This is a genomic window from Serpentinimonas sp. SSL01 (assembly GCF_056323735.1).
This window is the reverse complement of sequence record NZ_CM150487.1, coordinates 797,826-812,159: the sequence shown is the minus strand read 5'-3', so window position 1 is coordinate 812,159 and position 14,334 is coordinate 797,826. Positions and strand designations below refer to the sequence as shown.

The 14,334-nt window shown below is 68.4% G+C and carries 18 protein-coding genes, 1 tRNA gene and 1 pseudogene; 3 read left to right on the top strand and 17 right to left on the bottom strand.

The annotated features are described in order from the left end of the window. Nucleotides 1-3 precede the first annotated feature (3 nt). The 3 genes from pcaF to ACVMK0_RS03930 form a co-directional block, all read right to left on the bottom strand. Nucleotides 4-1,206, bottom strand: coding sequence for a 3-oxoadipyl-CoA thiolase (pcaF, locus tag ACVMK0_RS03940; protein WP_476464375.1), 1,203 nt, complete (start codon nucleotides 1,204-1,206; stop codon nucleotides 4-6). 225 nt (nucleotides 1,207-1,431) lie between these two features. Beyond that, nucleotides 1,432-1,508, bottom strand: a tRNA-Pro gene (locus tag ACVMK0_RS03935). Nucleotides 1,509-1,563: 55 nt separating this feature from the next. After that, nucleotides 1,564-2,013, bottom strand: coding sequence for a MerR family transcriptional regulator (locus ACVMK0_RS03930; protein WP_476464374.1), 450 nt, complete (start codon nucleotides 2,011-2,013; stop codon nucleotides 1,564-1,566). A 195-nt stretch (nucleotides 2,014-2,208) separates the two neighbouring features. Here ACVMK0_RS03930 and ACVMK0_RS03925 point away from each other — a divergent pair, with 195 nt between their 5' ends. After that, complete coding sequence (locus tag ACVMK0_RS03925) at nucleotides 2,209-2,421, top strand: (2Fe-2S)-binding protein (protein WP_476464373.1); 213 nt, start codon at nucleotides 2,209-2,211, stop codon at nucleotides 2,419-2,421. Between the two features lie 101 nt (nucleotides 2,422-2,522). Here the strand turns inward: ACVMK0_RS03925 and ACVMK0_RS03920 are convergent, their stop codons facing one another. The 10 genes and pseudogenes from ACVMK0_RS03920 to ACVMK0_RS03875 form a co-directional block, all read right to left on the bottom strand. Continuing rightward, nucleotides 2,523-3,236 carry an ABC transporter ATP-binding protein gene (locus tag ACVMK0_RS03920; RefSeq protein ID WP_476464372.1) on the bottom strand — a complete coding sequence of 238 codons (714 nt, stop codon included), beginning with the start codon at nucleotides 3,234-3,236 and terminating at the stop codon, nucleotides 2,523-2,525. Between the two features lie 3 nt (nucleotides 3,237-3,239). Further along, a complete protein-coding gene (locus ACVMK0_RS03915) occupies nucleotides 3,240-4,019 on the bottom strand; it encodes an ATP-binding cassette domain-containing protein (RefSeq protein WP_476464371.1) in 780 nt (259 codons plus the stop codon). 4 nt (nucleotides 4,020-4,023) lie between these two features. Then, nucleotides 4,024-4,707 (bottom strand): ABC transporter permease, encoded by a 684-nt coding sequence (locus ACVMK0_RS03910; protein WP_250960058.1) that lies wholly within the window; start codon nucleotides 4,705-4,707, stop codon nucleotides 4,024-4,026. Beyond that, a complete protein-coding gene (locus ACVMK0_RS03905; protein ID WP_045535179.1) occupies nucleotides 4,704-5,648 on the bottom strand; it encodes an ABC transporter permease in 945 nt (314 codons plus the stop codon). The genes ACVMK0_RS03910 and ACVMK0_RS03905 overlap by 4 nt, the downstream gene beginning before the upstream one ends. Next, entirely contained in the window at nucleotides 5,648-6,373 is a 726-nt protein-coding gene (locus ACVMK0_RS03900) for an ABC transporter substrate-binding protein (RefSeq protein WP_476464370.1), read from the bottom strand. The genes ACVMK0_RS03905 and ACVMK0_RS03900 overlap by 1 nt, the downstream gene beginning before the upstream one ends. Next, nucleotides 6,352-7,119: a DUF4198 domain-containing protein gene (locus ACVMK0_RS03895; protein ID WP_144400262.1), complete on the bottom strand. Its 768-nt coding sequence runs from the start codon at nucleotides 7,117-7,119 to the stop codon at nucleotides 6,352-6,354. Before ACVMK0_RS03895 ends, ACVMK0_RS03900 begins: the two co-directional genes overlap by 22 nt. Nucleotides 7,120-7,133: 14 nt before the next feature. After that, nucleotides 7,134-7,346, bottom strand: coding sequence for a hypothetical protein (locus ACVMK0_RS03890; protein WP_476464369.1), 213 nt, complete (start codon nucleotides 7,344-7,346; stop codon nucleotides 7,134-7,136). After that, nucleotides 7,347-7,694 (bottom strand): annotated as a pseudogene (locus ACVMK0_RS03885) (hypothetical protein); the annotation flags it as partial. Continuing rightward, entirely contained in the window at nucleotides 7,591-8,016 is a 426-nt protein-coding gene (gene nikR, locus ACVMK0_RS03880) for a nickel-responsive transcriptional regulator NikR (RefSeq protein WP_476464368.1), read from the bottom strand. The gene nikR and the pseudogene ACVMK0_RS03885, both read right to left, overlap by 104 nt. Nucleotides 8,017-8,027: 11 nt before the next feature. Then, a complete protein-coding gene (locus ACVMK0_RS03875; protein ID WP_045535172.1) occupies nucleotides 8,028-8,441 on the bottom strand; it encodes a GlcG/HbpS family heme-binding protein in 414 nt (137 codons plus the stop codon). 124 nt (nucleotides 8,442-8,565) lie between these two features. Between ACVMK0_RS03875 and ACVMK0_RS03870 the strand changes: the two genes are divergently transcribed. Then, nucleotides 8,566-9,258: a Bax inhibitor-1 family protein gene (locus tag ACVMK0_RS03870; RefSeq protein ID WP_045535170.1), complete on the top strand. Its 693-nt coding sequence runs from the start codon at nucleotides 8,566-8,568 to the stop codon at nucleotides 9,256-9,258. A gap of 289 nt (nucleotides 9,259-9,547) precedes the next feature. Next, complete coding sequence (locus tag ACVMK0_RS03865; protein WP_476464367.1) at nucleotides 9,548-10,036, top strand: hypothetical protein; 489 nt, start codon at nucleotides 9,548-9,550, stop codon at nucleotides 10,034-10,036. 20 nt (nucleotides 10,037-10,056) lie between these two features. On the opposite strand, the gene rlmD is transcribed toward ACVMK0_RS03865, so the two are convergent. The 4 genes from rlmD to surE form a co-directional block, all read right to left on the bottom strand. Then, nucleotides 10,057-11,625: a 23S rRNA (uracil(1939)-C(5))-methyltransferase RlmD gene (gene rlmD, locus ACVMK0_RS03860; RefSeq protein WP_476464366.1), complete on the bottom strand. Its 1,569-nt coding sequence runs from the start codon at nucleotides 11,623-11,625 to the stop codon at nucleotides 10,057-10,059. After that, nucleotides 11,625-12,542: a peptidoglycan DD-metalloendopeptidase family protein gene (locus ACVMK0_RS03855; protein ID WP_045535168.1), complete on the bottom strand. Its 918-nt coding sequence runs from the start codon at nucleotides 12,540-12,542 to the stop codon at nucleotides 11,625-11,627. The genes rlmD and ACVMK0_RS03855 overlap by 1 nt, the downstream gene beginning before the upstream one ends. A 98-nt stretch (nucleotides 12,543-12,640) precedes the next feature. Then, the gene (locus tag ACVMK0_RS03850) at nucleotides 12,641-13,489 is read right to left on the bottom strand and encodes a protein-L-isoaspartate(D-aspartate) O-methyltransferase (protein ID WP_476464365.1); all 849 of its coding nucleotides are present in this window, start codon (nucleotides 13,487-13,489) and stop codon (nucleotides 12,641-12,643) included. Then, complete coding sequence (gene surE, locus ACVMK0_RS03845; protein ID WP_045535166.1) at nucleotides 13,486-14,334, bottom strand: 5'/3'-nucleotidase SurE; 849 nt, start codon at nucleotides 14,332-14,334, stop codon at nucleotides 13,486-13,488. The genes ACVMK0_RS03850 and surE overlap by 4 nt, the downstream gene beginning before the upstream one ends.

The window sequence follows — 14,334 nt, the reverse complement described above, 5'->3', positions numbered from 1 at the left end:
CCGTCAGACGCGCTCGAGCACCAGCGCGATGCCCTGCCCCACGCCGATGCACATGGTGCACAGGGCATAGCGGCCGCCCGTGGTGTGCAGGCGGTTGACGGCCGTGGTGGCCAACCGCGCCCCGCTGGCTCCCAGCGGATGCCCCAGCGCAATCGCACCGCCCCAAGCATTGACGCGCGGGTCGTCGTCCTGCAGGCCCAGCAGGCGCAGCACCGCCAGGCCTTGGGCCGCGAAGGCTTCGTTGAGTTCGATCACCTCGATTTGCTCCAGCGTCAGCCCGGTCTGGCGCAGCACCTTCTGCGTCGCCGGCACCGGGCCGATGCCCATGAGGCGGGGCGCCACCCCGGCGCTGGCCATGCCGACGATGCGGGCCTTCGGTGTCAGGCCCTGCTGGGCAGCGGTGGCTTCGTCGGCCAGCAGCAAGGCGCACGAACCGTCGTTGACGCCGCTGGCGTTGCCGGCCGTGACGCTGCCATCGGGCCGCACCACGCCCTTGAGCTTGGCCAGCCCCTCGAGGCTGGTTTTGCGCGGGTGCTCGTCGGTATCGACGACGACCGGGTCGCCCTTCTTTTGCGCGATGACAACGGGGCAGATCTCGCGCGCTAAGTGGCCGGCCTCGATGGCGGCCACGGCCTTGAGCTGGCTGGCCAGGGCCATGCGGTCTTGGGCTTCGCGCTCGATCTGGAATTCCAGCGCCACGTTCTCGGCGGTCTCTGGCATGGAGTCCACGCCGTACTTGTCTTTCATCAGCTTGTTGATGAAGCGCCAGCCAATCGTGGTGTCGTACACCGCGTTGGCGCGGCTGTAGGCGCTTTCGGCCTTGGGCATGACGAACGGCGCGCGGCTCATGCTCTCGACGCCACCGGCGACCATCAGCGTGGCTTCGCCGGCTTTGATGGCGCGCGCAGCGCTGCCCAAGGCATCGAGGCCCGAGCCGCACAGGCGGTTGATCGTCGCCGCAGCCACCTCGAGCGGCAGACCCGCCAGCAGGCTGCTCATGCGGGCGACGTTGCGGTTGTCTTCGCCGGCCTGATTGGCGCAGCCATAGAGCACGTCGGTCACAGCAGCCCAGTCCACCTTGGGGTTGCGCGCCATCAGCGCCTTGAGTGGAATGGCGCCCAGGTCGTCGGTGCGCACCGACGCCAGGGCGCCGCCGTAGCGGCCGATGGGGGTGCGGATGGCGTCGCAGATGTAGGCTTGGGTCATGTGCAATCTCCGTCAGGGTTTAGGGCACGAGCAAAGGCGTGAGGTCGGCCAGAGGCGCTCAAGCGGGTGGGGGGCGGGCTGCCGGTGCCGAGGGCCTCATGGGTCGGTGGCACTACCATGGGATGGCCCTGTCGCCCAGGGCTGACTTGCAAAGGCCATTGTTGCTGATTGGCCGATAGACGTGAAAAAGCCCGGACCTTGCGGTACCGGGCTTTGATCGTTTGTTGGTCGGCGTGGCGGGATTCGAACTCGCGACCCCTTGCACCCCATGCAAGTGCGCTACCAGGCTGCGCTACACGCCGAAGGTCAAATTCTAGCATGCTGCGAAGGACTGCTGCGCGCAGCCTCCCGGGAACGCTAGCACGGCTGGTCCAACAAACGGCGTATCGCCAGCAGCTCGGTGCGCACGGTGGCCCAGTTGGTCAAGGCCTGGGTGGAACCCACCGCAGCTTCTTCGTTGTCGGCGGGGTCAAAATCCGGGGAATTTTCGTGCTCCAGCTCCATGGGCGCCAAGGTGCAAGCCCCGCTGCGGCGCTGCTCGCGCTCCTGTTGCACCTGTTCTTGCAAGCGGTTGCGAGCACCCTGGATGGTGAAACCCTGCTCGTACAGCAGCTCGCGGATGCGGCGGATCATCAACACCTCGTGGTGCTGGTAGTAACGCCGGTTGCCGCGCCGCTTCATCGGGCGCAGTTGCGTGAACTCCTGCTCCCAATAACGCAGCACGTGCGGCTTGACGCCACACAGTTCGCCCACCTCGCTGATGGTGAAGTAGCGCTTGGCCGGGATGGGAGGTAGCTCCGTGGTCATGGCGTATCAGCGTTCTAAATCGTAAAGCTGCGAATCTACCCGAAGCGCGGGCCAAAACATAGGCTGCCGGGCCCAGAAAAACCCGCAGCTTGCACAAAATCTCCTATTGCCATCACGCTGCAAGGGTTATCAAAAAATGCTTGCGGACTTTAGTGCGAATCATTATCATCCGTTCAATCCATCAGGAGCTCATCCATGATCGTCTGTGTATGCCGCCGGGTCAGTGACAAAACCATCGCCGCCTGCGCCCAGCAAGGCGAAGGCTTCGACGCCATCCAGTTCGAACACGGCGTGGGAACCCAGTGCGGCCAATGCGTGCATGCGGCACAGCGCATCTGGTCAGAGTGCCACCCAAGCCAGCGTTTGCTGCATTTGCACCAAGAACTGGCTGCGGCAAGCCCGGGCTAAACCGCCACACAGCCTGCACCCTTAACAGACGAACGCTCACAGCCCACACACACCGTCGAGATTGATCACCATGTGGCTCGACTTGTTGCTCCCTTTGCTCATCACCACCGCAGTGGCTTGGTGGCTGCTGCGGCGCTGACCTCTTTCAGCTGCCCACCCTCGAGCCACAGCACGCGCTGCGCCAGCCGGCGCACCAAGCTGCGGTCGTGCGCCACCAGCAGCACCGCTGCCCCCGAACCCGCCAGCAGCTGCGGCAGATCGTCGAGCAGCGCCAGCGTGGTGACGCTATCCAAGGCCGAAAACGGTTCGTCGAGCAGCAGCACCTCGGGCTGCGCCAGCAGCGCCCGCGCCAGCACCACGCGCTGGCACTGGCCGCCCGAGAGCTGATGCGGCCGGCGCTGCTGCGCGCTGGCGGGCAACCCCAGCCGCTCCAGCATCTGCGCGGCGGTGGCGCGCTGCTGCCCGGGCGCACCCAGCCCAAAGCCTTCCAGCGGCTCCAGTGCGCTCTCGAGCGCGCTGCGGTAGGGGCTGAGCGCCAGTTGCGGCTCTTGCCAGACGTATTGGATCGCGCGGCGCTGCGCGCGTGTGCGCGCGCTCGGCAGCACTTGAGCGCGCCAGCGCAGCTCGCCGCTATCAAAGGGCTGCAAGCCGGCCAAGCAGCGCGCCAAGGTTGACTTGCCGCTGCCCGAGCGCCCCAACAAGCCGACGACCTCGCCCGGCGCCAGCTGAAGTGCAACGCCATCGAGCACCGGCGCCTGCCCCGCATAGGCGCAGCGCAGCGCTTGGGCAGAGAGCACGGGTTGCGGCGCCATCATCTGCTAGCCTCCCGCTTGCAGCACCTGGGCGGCGCGCAGCAGGGCTTGCCCGGCGGCGCTGGCCGGGGCGCGCATGAAAGCCGCCACCTGCGCCGCTTCGACCAGGCGCCCGTGTTCGAGCACCGCGATCTGCTCGCAATGCTGCGCCACGATGCGCAAGTCGTGCGTGATCAGCACCAGCGCGCAGCCGGTTTGCTGCTGCATCAGCGCCAGCGCCTGCAGCACCTCGGCCGCTGTGTCTGAGTCGAGGCTGCTGGTGGGCTCGTCGGCCCACACCAGTTGCGGGCGCAGCAGCAAGGCCATGGCGATCAGCACGCGCTGCTGCATGCCGCCGCTGAGCTGGCCGGCGTGCTGGCGCAGCACCGGCTGCGCCTCGAGCCCGACTTGCTCGAGCGCCGCCACAATCTCGGCCGGCCCGGCGCCGACCCGAGCCGCGCATTGGCGCAATTGCCACCCAACCGACAACATCGGGTCAAGCAAGGCCCCGGGGCTTTGAAAGATCAAAAACTGCCCCAGTCCGCGCTGCCGGTGGCGCTGCGCCGGCGTGAGCCGCAGCAGATCAGTGCCCTGCCAGGCGATGGCCCCCGACGCCACGCGCAACGGCGGTGCCAGCGGCCCCATGAGGGTGTGTGCGAGCAGCGATTTGCCGGCCCCGCTGCTGCCGACCACGGCCAGCCGTTGGCCAGCTTCGATGCGCAGGCTGAGCGCATGCAACAGCGTGGTGGTGCCAGACTGCACGCTCAAGTGCTGGATCTCGAGCAAGGGTGGGTGCGGCGCTTGCATGGGCTCACCAGCGCAGCACGGCGCGGTTGTCAATCTGGGTGCGCAAGCCCTCGCCCAGCAGGTTGAACACCAGCGCTGTGAGCAGCAGCGCCAGCCCTGGGCCCCAGAGCAAATGCGGTGCGGTCTGGAAAAACGGCCGCGCTTCGCTCAGCATCAGGCCCCACTCGGGTGTCGGGGGCTGGGCCCCGAGCCCGAGAAAGCTCAGGCTGGCGAGGGCCAAGATCACGCCCGCGGTCTCGAGGCTGGTCAGCACCGCCAGCGGCCCCAGCAGCGGCGTCAGCAGCGCCGGCCCGAGCACGCCGATCACGGCCAGCGCCAGCACCAGCGTGGGGAAGGCCAACAGCACATCGGCGCTGCGCATGAGCACGGCGTCGATCCAGCGCCAGCGCGCCGACTGCGCGCTCACGGCCGCCGCCAAGCCCCAGACCAAGGCCAACAGGCACAGCGCCGCCGCCGCCAACAGCGCCGCCCCAAGCGACACCCGCGCCGCCCAAACCACCCGCGACCAAACGCAGCGCCCCAGCACATCGGTGCCCAGCCAATGCTGTGCCGAGGGCGGCTCGAGACGGCGCAACCAATCTTGGGCCAGCGGGTCGTGCGGCGCCCACAGGCCGGGCCAAAGCACGCCGCTGAGCAAGAGCAGCAGCAGCGCCAGCCCGGTGTACAGACCCCAGGGTCTGGCGCTCATGGCTGCAGCCCTAGGCTGGCGCGCAGGCGCGGGTCGAGCGCGGCGGCGAGCAGATCGGCCACCAAGTTGACCAGCACATAGACCACCCCCATGGCCAGCAGATAGGCTTGCAGGACGGGGAAGTCGCGCTCGGCGATGGCCTCGAGCACCAGCCGCCCCAGCCCGGGCCAGCCAAAAATGCGCTCGACGATCACCACCCCGCCCAACAGCACGCCAAAAGTATGGGCCCAGAGCGTGATGCTGGGCACCAGGGTGCCGGGCAAAATGCGCGTCAGCAGCAGTTGCGCCGGCCCCAGCCCTTGGGCCAGCGCCAGCTTGAACGGCGCTGCGCTCATGACTTGCAGCGCGCGCTCGCGGATGAGCCGACTGGCCGGTGCCGCCACCCCCAACGCCAGCACCGCCGCCGGCAGCCACAGATCGCGCAGCTCCCCTTGGCCCAAGACCCGCACCCAGCCCCACTGAACGGCAAAAAAGTGCAAGGCCAACAAGGCCAGCCAAAAGCCCGGCAGCGCCACCAGCAGCAGCGTCAGAACGCGCCAACTGGCTGCCGCCCATGGGCTGCGCGCCAAGGCCGCGGCCAGCCCCAAGCCCACAGCCAGCGGCATGGCCAGCGCCAGCGCGCTCAGCGCCAGCAGCAGGCTGGGGCCAAAATGGGCCATGATCTTGGGGCCCACCGGGCGCCCGCTGGCGATCGAGTGCCCCCAATCGCCCTGCAGCACCGCTTGCAGCCAGCGCCAGTAGCGCTCGGCCAGCGTGCCGTCGAGCCCGAGCTGCTGGCGCAAAGCCGCTGCGTTTTCTGGGGTGAGCACGATGCCGGCGCGCATGGCTTCGAGCGCCACCGGGTCGCCTGGGGCCAGCGCCACCAAGGCAAAAGCCAGCATCGACATCGCCAGCAGCAACGGCGGCAACCACAGCAGGCGCTGCCAGATCGCCGCCCGCATCAGCGCGCCCCGTTTGGCAGCAGCGCGGCGCCGTAGTCGATCCAGTCGCGGTGCTCGGACATCGTCAGCCGCACCCCGGGGCGCGAGAGCACAAACTGCGGCACCAGCAGGATCGGGATGGCAGCCAGCGCCTCGTCGATGACGATGCGGTGCGCGCGCCGCACCGCCTCGAGGCACTGGGCGGCGTCGGCGCTGGCGCGGGCGGCGTCCAAGGCCCGATCCAGCGCCGCCCCGGCTGCCATGTGGCGGTAGCCGCGCCACGGCGTTTGGCTGTGAAACAGGTTGTAGAGCAAAAAGGTGGGGTCAAGGTTGGTGTTGCCCGCCAGTTCCACAAACAGATCGCCCGCCCCCGGCTCCAAGAAGCGCTGGCTGTACAGGGCAGAGTCGTCAACGGCCACGATTTCGAGCGCGATACCCACCGCGCGCAACATCTGTTGCAGCAGCTCTGGGAACGGGGCCACGGCGGCCAAGTTGGGGAACGCCGCCACCAAGCGCAGGCGCAGCAGCTCGCCGTTGCGCTGGCGCAAGCCATCGGGCCCGAGCGTCCAGCCGGCCGCTTCCAGCAGGGCACGCGCTTGCACCGGGTCGTGGCCCCAGCCTTGCACGTGCGCGCCTAGGCCAAACATCCAGTCGGGCAGCAGGCCGCGCGCCACCACCCCATGACCGCCGTAGAGCACCCGCGCCACCGCCTCCCGGTCTATGCTCAGCGCCAGCGCGCGGCGCAAGCGTGGGTCTGCGAGCCGGGCAAAGGGCGGCTGGCCGTGCAGGCGGTGTGCAGCACGCGCTCGCCTTTGCGGTCGTGGCAGCGCAAGGCCACAGCGGCCAGCGGGCGGCCGTCTAGGCGCAGCTCAAGTGGTAACTGGGTGCGCGGCCGCAGGCGCGTCGGGTCGCGCAGCGGCAGCAGCTCGAGCCGCTGCCCGAGCGCGCGCAGCGGGCGCCAGGTGCTGGCCGCGCCGGCGCTGCCGGCGGCACGCACATAGGCCTTGGCCTCTTTGGCGTAGCGCTCGCGCCACGGCTCGCCGCGTGCCCGCTGTGCGCTCCAGAGCGCGCGCAGCTCGGCACTGGGCTGCACTTCGTCCAGATAGCGCTCGACGCCTTCGGGCTCGATCTCGATCAGGCGCGCGGCGCAAGCCAGCTGCACGCACACCAAGCCGGGCTCCAAGGGCCCCATGTGGGTGACGGCGCGGGCGCGTTGGCGTCGCCAGCCCCAGGCGCGCTGCACCAAGCCACTGACCGTGCTCAGGCGCAGGCTGCGCTGGCGGCGCTGCTTGGGCGCCACCAGCGCTTGCAGGCCATGGCCCGACGACAGCTGCAGCTGCAGCGGCTGGTGCAGCACGGGGCGCAGCTGCAGCGGCTGCACCCAGGTGTCGTGGGCCCAAGCCGGTGCCACCCCAGCCAGCCACAGGGCCAAGCCGAGCAGCAGCCCCGAGCCCAAGGATGCCCAGGAAGGCGCGTGGTGGGCGGTGCGCATCAAAACGGCACCCGTTACGAGACTTCGAGCGCCCGTGGCTCGCCGAGCAGCGCTTGTGCGCCGCCGCCATAGGAGCGTGACAGGTACACCCGGTCGGTGGCGTTGCGCAGGTGCAGCGCCAGCTCGCCGGCGCCGATCCAGTGCGCCACGCTCAAATCGAGCGCGGTGTAGGACGGTAGCATCACGGTGTTGGCGTTGTCGCCCCAGCGCTGGCCCACGTGGCGCACCTAGGCCCAGCCGTTTTGCAGGGTGCCACCAAGGTCTAAGCCCAGGTTGTGCGCCTGCCAGCGGTCGGTGGACACAAACAGTTCGCGCCGCGGCAGCCCATCGACAGACTTGGCCACAAAGTTCACGGCGCCGGTCACCGTGCCCAGCCCATGCAAGACCGAGGCCGGCCCTTTGATGACCTCGATGTGGTCGTAAACAAAGGTGCCCCGGGGCGACATGGCCAAGCCCGGGTAGCGCAAAACGTCAAACAAAAACGGCACACTCAGCGCCTGCGCAAAGCCGCGCATCGTGACGCACGTAAAACCAAAGCACTGCCCGCTGAGCACCCCGGGCGCCGTGGCCAAGGCTTGCTGCGTGGTGCGCAAGCCGCGCTCGTGCATCTGCTCGCTGGTGATCGAGGTGGGCGTGCAGGGTGGCGACCGAGTACTCGTGGTGCTCGTGCTGCAGGTCGGTCAGGCGCGTCGACAACTGGCGCCGGTGGTGGTCGTAGACGTAGCTCATGACCGCCACACAAGGCTGCTCGGGATGCGCGCGCAAGCGTGCGGCGCCCAGGTCGTGGCGCAGCAGGTCGCGAAAGGCCTCCGAGCGGTTGGCGTAGCCGCGCTCGAGCACCAAGGCGTCGAAGGCGTCGGCCAAATCGTCGTCGAGCGACATGGTCAGGCGCTTCATGGTGGCCGCCCTCAGCCTCTCAACCCCAGCGCAGCGATGCCGGCCTTGGCGATCTGCGCGTCTTCGGGCGACTTGACGCCACTCACGCCCACCGCGCCCAAGCATTGCCCGTCTTTGAAGATCGGTACTCCGCCTTCGAGCATGCCCTGCAGCGTGGGCGCGCTCAGAAACGAGGTGCGGCCTTGGTTGATCACGTCTTCGTAGGCCTTGCTCTCGCGCCGCCCGAGCGCGGCGGTGTGCGCCTTGGCCATCGCGATTTGCGCCGAAATCGGCGGCGCACCATCGAGGCGCTGAAGCCACAATGCGTGGCCGCCGTCGTCCACCACGGCGATGGTCACCGCCCAGTGGTTTTTGAGCGCCTCGGCCTCGGCGGCGGCAGCAACGGCCTTGACGTCGGCCAGATCGAGTGCGGATTTGCTTTTCATGAACTTTCCTTGCAATGGTTGACTCTATGCAGCCTCAGGCTGAGGGTTGATCTGCACTTTCCAGTGCACATTATCTGCCCGTCGGCGCTAGAATCTGCTGCGAACCTTATAGGAGTTTTGCCACATGAACCAACCCACCCAATCTTGGGGCCGCTTCGGCGCCCCTACCGTATCGGCCGAGCAGCGCAACCGCGTGTTGCGCAACACCTACTGGCTGCTCGCCCTGAGCATGCTGCCCACTGTGTTGGGTGCTTGGGTGGGCATGGCCACGGGCATCACCGCCTCGCTAGGCGGCGTGACGGGCTTGGTGGTGTTCTTGGCTGGGGCCTTTGGCTTCATGTACGCGATCCATAAGACCAAGGATTCGGCCCTTGGTGTGCCGCTGCTGCTGGCCTTCACCTTCTTCATGGGCCTGATGCTCTCCCGCCTGTTGGCGATGGTGCTGGGCTTTCAGAACGGCACCAGCTTGGTGATGACGGCTTTTGCCGGCACCGCCGGCGTGTTTGTGGTCATGTCGAGCCTCTCGACCGTGATCAAGCGCGACCTCGAAGGCTTGGGCAAGTGGCTGTTCATGGGCGTGCTGGTGCTGATCGCTGGCATGGTGATCAACATCTTTGTCGGCAGCCCGATCTGGATGGCGGTTTTGAGCACCATGGCGATCGGCATTTTCAGCGCGCTGTTGCTGGTGGACCTCAAGCGCATCGTCGATGGTGGCGAGACCAACTACATCATGGCCACCATGGGCATTTACCTGAGCCTGTTCAACATCTTCCAGAGCCTGCTGATTTTGCTGGGCCTGATGGGCGGCGAGGAGTGATCTGTGGCGCAGGGGGCGTGCGGGCTTGCTTCCGCCTGCCTTCTGCTTGCACTCAGACTGCACCGAAGGTGCGCCTCATGGGCAATCTCGGTGCAGCTTGAATGAGCAATCTGGGGGGCCTTGTGCCCCCTTTTTTCTTGGCCCGTCAGCGGCTTTAAGGCCGACAATGCCTTCCACCATGTCCATCCACCCTGCAATCTCGCTCCTGCCCCGCTGGAGATGGCTCGCCCTCCTGCCGGCCTTTTTTCTGCTCAGCGGCTGCGAGATGCTGGGGCTGGAAACCCCCGGTATGGCCACGCAGCGCCAAGCCGCCGAGGCGCGCGCCGTGGGCGCTGCCTGCCGCCACGCGGTGCGCAGCATCGAAGACTGCTTTGCCTCCAACCCGCGCATGTCGAGGGCCGAAATTTTTGAGGGGTGGCGCGAAATGGACCAGCACATGCGCGATAACGAAATCCCGGGCATGCCGCAACAACCCGCTCCGCCTCCAGCCAACCCGACCGAGCAGATCTTGCCTGTGTCACCGGCTGGGGCAGTGGCTCCGGCACCCGCTGCGCCTCCGGCGGCCGCCCCGCGTGCTCCGGGCGCTCCAGCTGCAGTGGGCGCCGCCCCGGCTGCCCCGGCACCCTCGCCGGCGCAGCGGCCTGCAACACCAAGCACGCCCGGCGGGGCCACACCGGGTACGGTCGCCTTGCCACCGCGCCCTGGGCTTACACCCCCAGCGCCGCCTGCGCCCGCTGCGCCCAACCCGGCAGGCGCCCCTGCAGCGCCGGCGCGCTAAGCGAGAATCCTGGTGGCGCCTCAGCCGCCAGCCACGCGCTCGAACACCGCCATGCTCTCCACGTGCGCGGTGTGGGCAAACATGTTCACCACCCCAACCGCCGTGCAGCGGTAGCCCGCTTGGTGCACCAGCAGGCCGGCGTCGCGCGCCAGCGTGGCCGGGTTGCAGCTCACGTACACGATGCGCTGTGGGGGGCGCCAATCGAGTGCGCCGGCGACGGTTACGTGTGCTGCGGCGTCATTGGCCACACTGGCCTGCGCCTGCTGCCAGTCGGCCAGCGCTTTGACGAGCGCAAAGGCGCCCTCGCGCGGCGGGTCCACCAGCCATTTGTCGGCCACGCCATCAGCGCACAGCTGTTGCGGCGTGAGCTCGAACAGGTTGCGCGCCTCGAACCGGGTGGGGGCCAACCCACCGCGCAGGCTTTGGTTCTCGGCCCAGTTGCTTTGAGCACGCGCCACCAGCGCCGCGCTGCCCTCGATGCCCAGCACCTCACGCGCTTGGGTGGCCAGCGGCAGGGTGAAGTTGCCCAAGCCGCAGAACCAGTCGATCACGCGCTCGTGGGCTTGCGGTGCCAGCAGGCGCACAGCACGCCCCACCAGCACGCGGTTGATGTGCGGGTTGACTTGGGTGAAATCGGTGGGCCTAAAAGGTATGCGCAGCCCGAATTCGGACAAGGCGTAGTCTAGGCGCGGCAGATCGGCGGACTCATCCAGCAAATGCACGCTGTCGGGGCCCTTGGGCTGCAGCCACCACTGGATCGGGGATTCGGGCGTGCTGTGGCTGAGTGCAAAAGCGCGCAAACGCGCGCAGTCGGCAGCGCTTAAGGGTTGCAGATGGCGCAGCACCAGCGCCGTGAGCGCATCGCCCACCGCCAGCTCGATCTGCGGGCAGGTTTCGCGCGCGTCCATGGCCCCGAACAGCTCGCGCAAGGGCAGCAGCAGTGCGCTCACCTGCGGCGCCAGCACCGGGCAGACGCGCATATCGGCCACATAGCGGCTCTTGCGCTCATGAAAGCCCACCAGCACCTGCGCTTTTTTGGCCACATAGCGCACCGACAGGCGGGCGCGGTAGCGGTAGCCCCAAGCCGGGCCGACGATCGGCGGCAAAATGGATTCAGGCCGCACCTTGGCCAGGTGCCACAAGTTGTCTTCGAGCACGCGCTGCTTCATCGCCACCTGCGCCCCGGGCTCTAGGTGCTGCATCTTGCAGCCGCCGCAGGCCCCGGCATGCAAGCCAAAATGCGGGCAACGCGGGCGCACGCGCAGGGCCGATTCGCGGTGGATGGCGAGCAGATCGGCCTGCTCCCACTGGTTTTTGCTGCGCCGCGTGTGCGCGCTCACCCACTCGGTAGGCAGGGCGCCGTCGATGAACACCACCTTGCCATCGGGGCGCCGCGCCACGCCTTGGGCATCGAGGTCCATGGCATCGACGCACAGCCAAGTGGAAACCGGCAGCGCGCTGGGCGCCCCCGCAACCGGTGCCGGGCCGGCAGCAGGTGAAGTGCTGGCGGCGGGCGCTGGTTCGGGCTCGGAGCGATCGTGGGCGCAGGCAGGGTTTGGTTGGGCCGCTGGGGCCAGAGCGAGTGCCATCAACGCCGGGGCAAAAAAGCCGACGGGTCGACCGGACGACCTTGGCGCCGCACCTCAAAGTGCAGCTTGACCCGGTCGGCGTCGCTGCTGCCCATGTCGGCGATGCGCTGCCCCTGGCGCACCATCTGGTCTTCGCGCACCAGCAGCGCCTGGTTGTGCGCGTAGGCGGTGAGGAAGGTGTTGTTGTGCTTGATGATCACCAGATTGCCGTAACCGCGCAGTCCCGACCCCGCATACACCACCCGGCCCGCTGCCGCCGCCAGCACCGGGTCACCGGCGCGGCCTGCAATGCCGATGCCCTTGTTGCGCGATTCGTCAAAGGATTCGATCACCGGCCCGGCCGCAGGCCAGATCAGGCTGATGGTTTCCGCAGCACCGGCGGCTGGTGCAGGGGCTGCAGCCACCGGAGCCACCTCAGCAGGTGCTGCCCGGGGCTGCTCGGGTGCAGCAGCTGGGGTGGGGTCAGTGAGCGGCCGACCTTGGACGCTCGGGGTGGCCACCGGCGCTGCCGTGGTCCCGGCTGCGCCCGGTGCAGGGGTGGCCCCAGCGGGCGCAGCGGCCACAGCCCCAGGCGGACGAGCCGCCGCCGACACCACCACAGGCGGTGCCACGCGCAACACCTGCCCAACCTCGATCCGGTCTGGGTTGGTGATGCCGTTCCAGGCAGCGATGTCGCGCCAGCTTTGGCCCGTTTCAAGGCCAATGCGGATCAAGGTGTCGCCGGGGCGCACGGTGTAAAAGCCCGGCAGGCCGGCGTTTTCGGCACCAGGCGGCAGCGGAGCCGCCGCGGCGCGCACCGTGGGTTGCGGGCTGCGTTCGGTCACAGGAGCGCGTTGGGCCGTGGGTGCGGCGCACCCGAGCAGCGCCAGCGCCACCGCCGCCACACCGCCCCAAGCGACCGCGCGCCCTAAACCCATTCCTGCCCAGCGCGTGCCACCCTGCAAAAACCCAGCGGACTCAACCCATGCATTCATACCCATACCTCATCAAAAGCCCAATCGGGCCGATGCGCTCATCAGCCCAAACCCGATTTTAGGGGGACAAAGCGCACCGCATCGAGCACCTGCCGGCTCAAGCCCTGTGCCGTGCGCTCGATCAGCACCAGATGTTGCTGGCCGGGGCTGAGTTCCGTGGGCGCCACCAAGCGGCCACCGATGGCCAGCTGCTCGAGCCAAGCGCCGGGCAACTCGGGCCCAGCGGCAGCGGCGACGATGCCCGCATAGGGCGCCCCAGCCGGATACCCAGCCATGCCGTCACCCAACAGCAGGTGCAGGTTGGGCAAGCGCAGTTCGCGCAGGTTCTCGCGCGCGCGCTCGTGCAGGCCGCGCAGGCGCTCGATGCTGTACACCTCGTGGCACAACAGGCTCAGCAGCGCCGCTTGGTAGCCGCAGCCGGTGCCCACTTCCAGCACCCGCCCCAGCGGCAGCGGTCGACCGGTGCACAGCAGCTCCAGCATGCGCGCCACGATGGTGGGCTGCGAGATCGTCTGCCCCAAGCCGATCGGTAGACTGATGTCTTCGTAGGCCTGCGAAGCCAGCGCGCTATCGACGAAACGGTGCCGCGGCACGGTGGCCATGGCACGCTCCACTGCCGGGTGCTGCAAACCTTGCGCCACCAAGCGGCGCACCAGCGCCAGCCGCACCGCTTCCGAATCGAGCCCGCCACCTTGAGGGGCTGGTGCAGCGGCAGGCGTGGCGCCGTACTTGCCCGCGCTGCCAGACTTGGCCACCTGTGCGCCCGCAGCGCTGGGGGCCGCAGGCTGGGACGTCAGGCCCGGAATCTGCGCCGGAAAAGCCGGGCGCGTGGCTGGGCGCGCCGCAGCGCCCGAAGCCGGGCCAGCGCCACCGGCTTTGGAGCGGTTCATGGCTGCGCCGGCTCCGTACCAAGAGGTTTGGGCCCATCTGGCGGCTGTGCTGCGGCTGTGCGCGGGTGCGCGCGCGACCACTGCGCCACCGACTGGCCCCAGTAGGCCAAGCGGGCATGGTCGGTGAGGTCGATCTGCAGCGGCGTGACGGTGACAAAGCCGTGCTCGGTGGCATGGAAATCGGTGCCTTCGGCGTCGTCCTTGGCCGGGCCGGCGCTGCCGATCCAGTACATGGTGTCGCCGCGCGGGTTCATTTGGGTGATCACGCGCTCGGCCGCGTGGCGCCGCCCCAGCCGCGCCACCTTGAAGCCGCGCAGTTCGCCCAAAGGCAGGCACGGCACGTTGACGTTGAGCAACCAGGGCTCGGCGGGGTGCTGCGCGCCAGACTGCGGCTGCAACGAAGGCAGCAGCTGCCGTACCAGCTCCTGTGCCTTGGCGGCTGCGGCGTCGAGGTGGCGCCAGCCCTTTTCGGTCTGCGAAAAGGCGATCGCTGGCACACCAAACAGGTAGCCCTCCATGGCCGCGCCCACGGTGCCGGAGTAGATCGTGTCGTCGCCCATGTTGGCGCCGTTGTTGATGCCCGAGACCACCAGGTCGGGCGTGTAACCCAGCAAGCCGGTCAGGGCGATGTGCACGCAATCGGCCGGGGTGCCGTTGACGTAGCGAAAGCCGTTGGGCGCCCGATGGATGTAGAGCGGGGAATGCAGCGTGAGCGCGTTGGATTTGGCGCTGTTGTTGTGCTCGGGCGCCACCACCTCGACGCTGGCAACCTCGCACAGGGCCTCGTACAAAGCCACGATGCCCGCTGCTTGGTAGCCGTCGTCGTTGGACAGAAGAATCTTCAT

Bases quoted from the DNA above. Each gene is read 5' to 3' on its own strand.
- pcaF (WP_476464375.1), bottom strand. From the start codon at position 1,206: ATGACCCAAGCCTACATCTGCGACGCCATCCGCACCCCCATCGGCCGC.
- ACVMK0_RS03930 (WP_476464374.1), bottom strand. From the start codon at position 2,013: ATGACCACGGAGCTACCTCCCATCCCGGCCAAGCGCTACTTCACCATC.
- ACVMK0_RS03925 (WP_476464373.1), top strand. From the start codon at position 2,209: ATGATCGTCTGTGTATGCCGCCGGGTCAGTGACAAAACCATCGCCGCC.
- ACVMK0_RS03920 (WP_476464372.1), bottom strand. From the start codon at position 3,236: ATGATGGCGCCGCAACCCGTGCTCTCTGCCCAAGCGCTGCGCTGCGCC.
- ACVMK0_RS03915 (WP_476464371.1), bottom strand. From the start codon at position 4,019: ATGCAAGCGCCGCACCCACCCTTGCTCGAGATCCAGCACTTGAGCGTG.
- ACVMK0_RS03910 (WP_250960058.1), bottom strand. From the start codon at position 4,707: ATGAGCGCCAGACCCTGGGGTCTGTACACCGGGCTGGCGCTGCTGCTG.
- ACVMK0_RS03905 (WP_045535179.1), bottom strand. From the start codon at position 5,648: ATGCGGGCGGCGATCTGGCAGCGCCTGCTGTGGTTGCCGCCGTTGCTG.
- ACVMK0_RS03895 (WP_144400262.1), bottom strand. From the start codon at position 7,119: ATGCGCACCGCCCACCACGCGCCTTCCTGGGCATCCTTGGGCTCGGGG.
- nikR (WP_476464368.1), bottom strand. From the start codon at position 8,016: ATGAAGCGCCTGACCATGTCGCTCGACGACGATTTGGCCGACGCCTTC.
- ACVMK0_RS03875 (WP_045535172.1), bottom strand. From the start codon at position 8,441: ATGAAAAGCAAATCCGCACTCGATCTGGCCGACGTCAAGGCCGTTGCT.
- ACVMK0_RS03870 (WP_045535170.1), top strand. From the start codon at position 8,566: ATGAACCAACCCACCCAATCTTGGGGCCGCTTCGGCGCCCCTACCGTA.
- ACVMK0_RS03865 (WP_476464367.1), top strand. From the start codon at position 9,548: ATGGCCACGCAGCGCCAAGCCGCCGAGGCGCGCGCCGTGGGCGCTGCC.
- rlmD (WP_476464366.1), bottom strand. From the start codon at position 11,625: ATGGCACTCGCTCTGGCCCCAGCGGCCCAACCAAACCCTGCCTGCGCC.
- ACVMK0_RS03855 (WP_045535168.1), bottom strand. From the start codon at position 12,542: ATGGGTTTAGGGCGCGCGGTCGCTTGGGGCGGTGTGGCGGCGGTGGCG.
- ACVMK0_RS03850 (WP_476464365.1), bottom strand. From the start codon at position 13,489: ATGAACCGCTCCAAAGCCGGTGGCGCTGGCCCGGCTTCGGGCGCTGCG.
- surE (WP_045535166.1), bottom strand. From the start codon at position 14,334: ATGAAGATTCTTCTGTCCAACGACGACGGCTACCAAGCAGCGGGCATC.